The following is a 7,510-nucleotide window of genomic DNA, read 5'->3' on the forward strand; positions in this document are numbered from 1 at the left end:
ACGTGCGTCGCGCTGCCTCGCCAACCAATCCTGGCGCGCAGTTTGAGTCAAACGCTGGGGCCTGTACAGAATCGAAGGTAAATCCCACTACGGCGAGTCAATCTGCGGTAGAACGGTTTCGCCGTGCAGAGGGGGTTACAAGAGCTTGACGAGTGCGGCGATGGCCGCGACTTGCGCGAACATCAGCGGGACGAGCCATTGGAGGAGGGAGACCTTCACCTGCGCGATTTCTTTCTGGAGCCGCAGCTCGCTCTGGCGCAGCTCTGAGCGGACCTGCTCGATCTGGGCGCGCACCTGCTCGATGTCCATGGTGAGCTTGGCGCGGACCTGCTCGATTTCCTTTTGCAGGCGCAGCTCCGCCTCGCGGACGTGCCCCTGCGTCGCCAGGTCCGGCAAATGCGGATAGCGTTCCTCCAAGCGCTCGAAGGCCTCCGCGATGACGCGCGCGCGGGTGCGGTCGTCTGGGGCCGTGGTGAGGGCTTCGTAGAGTGCAACGCTCGACATCATGTGCTGCACTATGCGGCGGGATGTGGAGATTGACAAGCCAGTGTGCGGTGCAACGCTGCCGGCCGATGTCGGCAAGCGGGTTACAAGAGCTTGACGAGTGCGGCAATCGCCGCGACTTGCGCGAACATCAGCGGGACGAGCCATTGGAGGAGGGAGACCTTGACCTGCGCGATTTCTTTCTGAAGGCGCAGCTCGCTCTGGCGTAGCTCGGCGCGGACCTGCTCGATGTCTTTTTGCAGGCGCAGCTCCGCCTCGCGGACGTGCCCCTGCGTCGCCAGGTCCGGCAAATGCGGATAGCGTTCTTCCAGGCGCTCGAAGGCCTCCGCGATCACGCGCGCGCGGGTGCGGTCGTCTGGGGCCGTGGTGAGGGCTTCGTAGAGTGCAACGCTCGACATCATGCGATGAACTATGCGCCGGCATGTGGAGATTGACAAGCCTGTGTGCGGCGCGACGCCGCTCGGCTGTTTTGCCGACGCGCACGTTGAGCGTCGTCGAGGCGTGCGATCCGGCATTCGCTGCCGACCCGGCCGGCCCGCCGGGCTCAGGTGTCACTCAGTGGCTGAATGAGCGCCGGATCGTCCTCCACCGGTCGGTTGACGCGGGTGGAGACCGGGTGAATGTTGAGTTGCTCGACGGGGCAGGGGCGCAAGAGCTCTTGCAGCTCGGCAACCGCCTTGCGGGTCGGGTCGAGCCAGGTCTGGAAGTCCCGAGGCTGGAGGATGACCGGCATGCGGTCGTGGATCTGGCCAATGAGGGCGTTCGCCGCCGTTACGATGATGGTGCCGCTGAGCACGACCTCGCCCGTGTCGCGATCCGCCCAGGTCTCCCAGAGTCCGGCGAAGGCGAGCGGTCGACCCTCCTGGTGTGCGATGAAGTAGGGTTGCTTGCCGCTTGGCGTCGCCTTCCACTCGTAGAAGCCGTCGGCCGGAATCAGGCAGCGTCTGCTTTGGAATGCGGCACGGAAGGCGGGTTTCTCGGCGAGCGTTTCGGCGCGGGCGTTGATGGTGCGGTAGCCGAGCCTGCGATCCTTCGCCCAACCCGGGATGAGTCCCCAATGCAGCCTGACGAAGGCCGGTCGGCCATCGGATCCCGCGCGCACGGCCAGCATCTCGGTTCCCGGCGCGACGTTGTAGCGTGGCGGCGGAAAGTCGAACCCGGCAGGGATGTCGAAATAGGACTCCAGATCCTCGGGAAGGCTGAATTGGGCGAAGCGTCCGCACATGGCTGCAGGTGAGTCCGGGGTGGAAATGGATCGGTTGCGACGATGGGCGGGTGCCGGATCCTTTCCAGCTGGGCGTTGGCGGGGATGCTGTCGCCCTGGAGGCTGACGGGCCAAAAGAGGATGGGCGACGCGCTGGAGTCGCCCGCCGCGCCCGAGAAGGCTGCGGCCGGAGCGACGTCAGTGGAGCTTTGCCTGCTTCTCGACCTCCCAGTTGCACTGGTCGATGAGGCTCTGGATCGAGCGGCCGAGCTGGCATCTGTCGCTCAGATCGAATCGCTCGCCGTTGCGCCAGCTCTGTGCCGCCTCGTCCGCCGTGACTTGAAATCCCTGCCGGCACAGCTCCCAAACGGCCTGTAGTTGCTTCGTGCTCATGATGGGTACCCCAATGCTGACTGCATCATCGGCTGTTGTTGCAAAAACATCAGCAATAAACACGCCAACGTAACTGGCTTTCTGAGTATCGGATCAGATGCTCACCCTGCCTAGTGTTGCAATTCGGCATCTTTTCCGGCCCCTGATTATCAGTTTAGTCGATTTTGTGCGTTTGTGCGACACAAGCGATAGTATTGTTGTTCTTATGCAACGAGCGGATGTCGGTGCGCCGGCGAACCTGGATCAGCTCCGGCGTCTGACGGTATTCGGCAGGTGCTCGCGGACCATCTCGGCAAAGGCTTCGAGGGTCTTGCGACGTGGGAAGCTGCGGCGAAAGACGAGTGAGATGCGTCGATAGGCGTCCGGCAGCTCGAGCGGTCGGGCGACGATGCCGCTGTCCGTCATCCAGCCGCCGCGGATGGCGAGTGCCGGGATCAGGGTGCAACCGAAGCCGGCGCCGACGAGCTGCAGCAGGGTCTCCAGGCTGGAGGCGCGCAAGTCGGCCATCTCGCCATGGGTGGGCCGTTCGGCGAGCCGACAGACCTCCATGACCTGGTGTGTCAGACAATGACCATCCGCGAGCAGCAGCAGTTCGACGTCCTCGAGATCCTTCGCGGTGATCTCATCCTGTTCGTAGAGCGGGTGGTTGACCGGGTGCGCCAGCCAGAAGGGCTCGTCGAAGAGCGGCATGGTCTCGAAGTCGGTCTCGTCGACCGGCGTGGCGAGCAGGGCGGCGTCGATCTCATGCCGGGTGAGGCGCCCGATCAGGGAGTCTGTGATCTCCTCGGAGAGGACCAGTCTGAGCTTGGGGTAGGTCCGTTTGAGCGGCACCAGAACCAGCGGCATCAGGTAGGGGCTGAGCGTCGGGATGGCGCCGATGCGCAGGGCGCCGGCGAGGGGGTCCTGATGGGCGCGGGCGACTTGCTCAATGGCCTCCGTCTGCTCCAGGGCAAGGCGGGCGTGGGCCAGAATGACCTGGCCGACCGGCGTGATCTCGACCGAGCGGTTGGTGCGCTCGAAGATGACCACATCCAGCTCGTCCTCGAGCTTCTTGATCTGGCCGCTCAGCGTCGGCTGGCTGACGAAGCAGCGCTCCGCCGCACGGCCGAAGTGGCGCGTTTCGGCCACAGCGAGGATATATTTGAGGTCGCGGAGATTCACGCCCGCATGATAGCGGAAATTTCCACCTGGGTTGTCCAGGAAATAGCCCGAAGACCGCCAGCCTTTGGCCAGTCGCGGCGCGCTATCCCGGATTTTGGCCTCTGAGGTGGCTGGCTGGCGAAAGGCGCCTTGCACGAAGGCGAGCCAGGGCACAATCTGCCAACTGCCAACTGCCAACTGCCAACTGCCAACTGCCAACTGCCAACTGCCAACTGCCAACTGCCAACTGCCAACCTGAACCCCTTGAACGGCGCCCGTCACTTCCCACATTTCTAACAAAACCCTACAGATTTTCTGGAGTAAGCCACTGTGAGAATGGACAAGCTGACTGCGAAGTTCCAAATGGCCCTGGCGGACGCCCAAAGTCTCGCCCTGGGACGCGATCACCAATTCATCGAGCCGGTGCACCTCATGGTCGCGTTGCTGGATCAGGAGGGCGGCAGCGTTCGCCACCTGCTCAATCAGGCGGACGTCAACGCCAACCGGCTGCGCTCGAGCCTGGGCGAGGCGCTTGACCGTCTGCCGACCGTGCAGGGCGCGGGCGGCGACGTGCATCTGGGTAACGACCTGAGCCGGCTGCTCAATCTGACCGACAAGCTCGCCCAGCAGCGCAAGGATCAGTACGTCTCATCAGAGCTCTTCGTCCTGGCCGCGCTGGAGGACAAGGGCGTGCTCGGCAACGCGCTGCGCGAGGCGGGCGCGAGCAAAGGGGCCATCGAGAAGGCGATCGACGCGGTGCGCGGCGGGCAGGGCGTCGACGACCCCAATGCCGAGGAGCAGCGCCAGGCCCTCGAAAAGTACACCATTGATCTCACCGAGCGGGCCGAGCAGGGCAAGCTCGACCCGGTGATCGGCCGTGATGACGAAATCCGCCGAACCATCCAGGTGCTCCAGCGCCGCACCAAGAACAATCCGGTGCTCATCGGCGAGCCGGGCGTGGGTAAGACCGCCATCGTCGAGGGCCTGGCGCAGCGCATCGTCAACGGCGAGGTGCCGGAAGGGCTCAAGAGCAAGCGGTTGCTCTCGCTCGACATGGCCGCGCTCATCGCCGGCGCCAAGTTCCGCGGCGAGTTCGAGGAGCGCCTCAAGGCCGTGTTGAACGACGTCGCGCGCCAGGAGGGCAACATCATCCTCTTCATCGACGAGCTGCACACCATGGTCGGCGCCGGCAAGGCCGAGGGCGCCATGGACGCCGGCAACATGCTCAAGCCCGCCCTGGCGCGGGGTGAGCTGCACTGTGTCGGCGCCACCACGCTGGACGAGTACCGCAAATACGTCGAGAAGGATGCCGCCCTGGAGCGCCGCTTCCAGAAGGTGCTGGTCGAGGAGCCCAATGTCGAGGACACCATCGCCATCCTGCGCGGGCTCAAGGAGCGCTACGAGGTCCATCACGCGGTCGAGATCACCGACCCGGCGATCGTCGCCGCGGCCGTGCTCTCGCACCGCTATATCGCGGATCGCCAGCTCCCGGACAAGGCGATCGACCTCATCGACGAGGCGGCCTCCCAGATCCGCATGGAGATCGATTCCATGCCGGAGGAGATGGACCGGCTCGACCGGCGCCTCATCCAGCTCAAGATCGAGCGCGAGGCGGTGAAGAAGGAGACCGATGAGGCATCCAAGAAGCGCCTGACAGACCTTGAGGGCCAGATCGAGCGGCTGGAGCGCGAGTTCTCCGATCTCGACGAGATCTGGAAATCCGAGAAGGCGGCCAGCCAGGGCAATGCGCACATCAAGGAGGCGCTGGACCACGTGCGCTTGGAGATGGAGACCGCGCGACGGGCGGGGGACTGGGCGCGGATGTCCGAGCTTCAGTACGGGCGCATCCCGGAGCTGGAGAGGCAACTGGCCACGGCGGCGGATGTCGAGAAGGGCGAAAATCGCCTGCTGCGCAGCAAGGTCACGGAGGAGGAGATCGCCGACATCGTCTCCAAATGGACCGGCATCCCGGTCTCGCGCATGCTCGAGGGCGAGCGCGAGAAGCTGCTGCGCATGGAGCAGGAGATCGAGCAGCGCGTGGTTGGCCAGAACGAGGCGGTGCGCGCGGTCAGCGATGCCATTCGCCGCTCGCGCGCGGGGCTGTCCGATCCGGCGCGGCCGATCGGCTCCTTCCTCTTCCTGGGGCCGACCGGCGTCGGCAAGACGGAGCTGTGCAAGGCGCTCGCGGCCTTCCTCTTCGACACCGAGGAGGCCATGGTCCGCATCGACATGTCCGAGTTCATGGAGAAGCACTCGGTCGCGCGGCTCATCGGCGCGCCGCCCGGGTATGTCGGCTACGAGGAGGGCGGTTATCTGACCGAGGCCATCCGCCGACGGCCCTACAGCCTCATCCTGCTCGACGAGGTCGAGAAGGCCCACCCGGACGTCTTCAACGTGCTGCTGCAGGTGCTGGACGACGGCCGCCTGACCGACGGCCAGGGGCGCACCGTGGACTTCCGCAACGCCGTCATCGTCATGACCTCCAACCTGGGCTCGGACGTCATCCAGCAGCGCGCCGGCGAGGACAACTACGCCGAGATGAAGGAGGCGGTCATGGAGATCGTCCGCCATGCCTTCCGGCCGGAGTTCATCAACCGGCTGGACGAGATCGTCGTCTTCCACCCGCTGCAGCGGGCACAGATCCGGGCGATCGCACGCATCCAGATCACCTATCTGCAGAAGCGCCTGGCCGATCGCGACATGCGCCTCGAGGTCAGCGACGCGGCGCTGGATCACCTCGGGGAGGCCGGCTTCGATCCGGTCTACGGCGCCCGGCCGCTGAAGCGGGCCATCCGGGCACAGCTGGAGAACCCGCTGGCGCAGGAGATCCTCTCCGGCAAGTTCGCCCCTGGCGATCTCATCGAAGTCGGCATGGAGGACGGTCAGCTCGGCTTCGAGCGCGTCCTCCAAGGCGAGCTGGTGGATTGATCATCTGATGAGCGAAGCACTACAGACTGCCGTCGTGCGGCAACGGATGTTGCTGCAAGGACGCCTCGCGGGGCTGCTGGAACGGCTGGTCGGCGGTTGCCGGTCGGCCTGGCCCGAGCGCGAGGCACTGGAGGGCATCCTGGTGGATGCCCTGTCCAGCCTGCCGTCCTGCAAATATCTCTACATCCTGGACCAGGATGCCCATCAACTGACCGCGAACATCTCGCCCCATGGGCTGCTCCCCGAGCACGTCGGGCGGGATCGCCGTGAACGGCCCTACCTGGCGGAGGCGCTTGCGGGCGAGCGCTTCTCGCTCTCGCCGGTCTACCTGAGCAGGAACGCGCGACGGCCGTCGCTGACCGCGGTTCAGCGCATCGAGGCGGAGGACGGCGGCCTGCTCGGGTTTCTCGGCGCGGACTTCGACCTGCGCGAGCTACCCTTGACGCGCGAGCTCTACAAGCAGCCGGAACAGTGGCTGCAGATGAAGGGAGACCCGGCCATCCGCGGCGGGCTGTTCAATCAGGAGCGCGTCGAAAGCCTCATGGATGGCCGCATCGGCGAGGTGATGGATCTGATCGTCGAGCTCATCACCGCCCACGGCGTCTTCCACGGCAAGCTGCACTTCTCCAGCTCCAGGGCCACGCTCTGGACCATCGACGACCCCTTCCGCTACCGCATTCTCGACTATGAGGACCTGACCAATCCGGGCATCTGTCTGGCCTACACTCGCCGTGCCTATCCCGAGGATGCCGCCATTCCGGAGAATCGGATCAAGGACGTCTTCCAAACCTTCCGCGAGCTGCGCTTCATGGACGAGACCATCTATCTGCGCTCCGGCTCGCTCAACATCTTCAACGGCATGGTGGGACTCAACTTCTCCTGCGACGGCTCGCACTACATGCAATGGGACGAGTTCCTGCACAAGAGCCTGGGGTTCTGGCTCGGGACGGGCGAGGCCTGCGCGGTGGATCCTGGCCGAAGCTGAAGTCCGCCGCTCCTGGCGCCGCTGCGTCCGTTTTGGCGCTCTGCGCCGAGAGGCTTGCGCTGTCCTGATCAGGATCTGTCCCTCAATTGCTTCCCGCCTTTCTGGTCACGACGCACATTCCGCAGGCATGATGCCTGCCGATGAGTATTTTTTCGCTGCAGATAGCCCCATGTGATCGGTTTTCGGCAGCGTCATTGACGCTTCCGACTGTCTTTCTTAGAAGATGGCTGAACACCGCCATCCGAGTCCGTGACACTCGGCGGCTCGCGAGCCGGGCTGGAAAGGCTCCCCGCCTTTTTCAAGGGGAGAAAACCGATGGCCCATCCGTTCGCAGCACTGATCGACGCGCACACGCA

The 7,510-nt window shown here is 64.8% G+C and carries 7 protein-coding genes; 2 read left to right on the forward strand and 5 right to left on the reverse strand.

Features of this window, described 5'->3' with window-relative positions:
- Positions 1-135: 135 nt before the first annotated feature.
- The 5 genes from CKO23_RS23170 to CKO23_RS23190 all read right to left on the reverse strand — a co-directional run bounded on the left by CKO23_RS23170 (position 136) and on the right by CKO23_RS23190 (position 3,262).
- On the reverse strand, positions 136-507 hold the full coding sequence (locus CKO23_RS23170; RefSeq protein WP_200335637.1) for a DUF1640 domain-containing protein: 372 nt from the start codon (positions 505-507) through the stop codon (positions 136-138).
- Between the two features lie 80 nt (positions 508-587).
- Positions 588-905, reverse strand: a complete 318-nt coding sequence (locus tag CKO23_RS23175) for a DUF1640 domain-containing protein (protein ID WP_200335638.1) — start codon at positions 903-905, stop codon at positions 588-590.
- A gap of 143 nt (positions 906-1,048) precedes the next feature.
- Entirely contained in the window at positions 1,049-1,729 is a 681-nt protein-coding gene (locus CKO23_RS23180; RefSeq protein WP_200335640.1) for an SOS response-associated peptidase, read from the reverse strand.
- A 177-nt stretch (positions 1,730-1,906) separates the two neighbouring features.
- Positions 1,907-2,101, reverse strand: coding sequence for a hypothetical protein (locus CKO23_RS23185; protein WP_200335642.1), 195 nt, complete (start codon positions 2,099-2,101; stop codon positions 1,907-1,909).
- A gap of 243 nt (positions 2,102-2,344) precedes the next feature.
- Positions 2,345-3,262 carry a LysR substrate-binding domain-containing protein gene (locus tag CKO23_RS23190; protein ID WP_200335643.1) on the reverse strand — a complete coding sequence of 306 codons (918 nt, stop codon included), beginning with the start codon at positions 3,260-3,262 and terminating at the stop codon, positions 2,345-2,347.
- Positions 3,263-3,571: 309 nt separating this feature from the next.
- Between CKO23_RS23190 and clpB the strand changes: the two genes are divergently transcribed.
- Together clpB and CKO23_RS23200 are read left to right on the forward strand one after the other, a co-directional pair.
- On the forward strand, positions 3,572-6,169 hold the full coding sequence (gene clpB, locus CKO23_RS23195) for an ATP-dependent chaperone ClpB (protein ID WP_200335644.1): 2,598 nt from the start codon (positions 3,572-3,574) through the stop codon (positions 6,167-6,169).
- A 7-nt stretch (positions 6,170-6,176) separates the two neighbouring features.
- Positions 6,177-7,154: a PDC sensor domain-containing protein gene (locus CKO23_RS23200; RefSeq protein ID WP_200335645.1), complete on the forward strand. Its 978-nt coding sequence runs from the start codon at positions 6,177-6,179 to the stop codon at positions 7,152-7,154.
- Positions 7,155-7,510: the final 356 nt, after the last annotated feature.

The sequence above is a fragment of the Thiocystis violacea genome, assembly GCF_016583565.1.
Lineage (GTDB): Bacteria > Pseudomonadota > Gammaproteobacteria > Chromatiales > Chromatiaceae > Thiorhodococcus > Thiorhodococcus violaceus_A.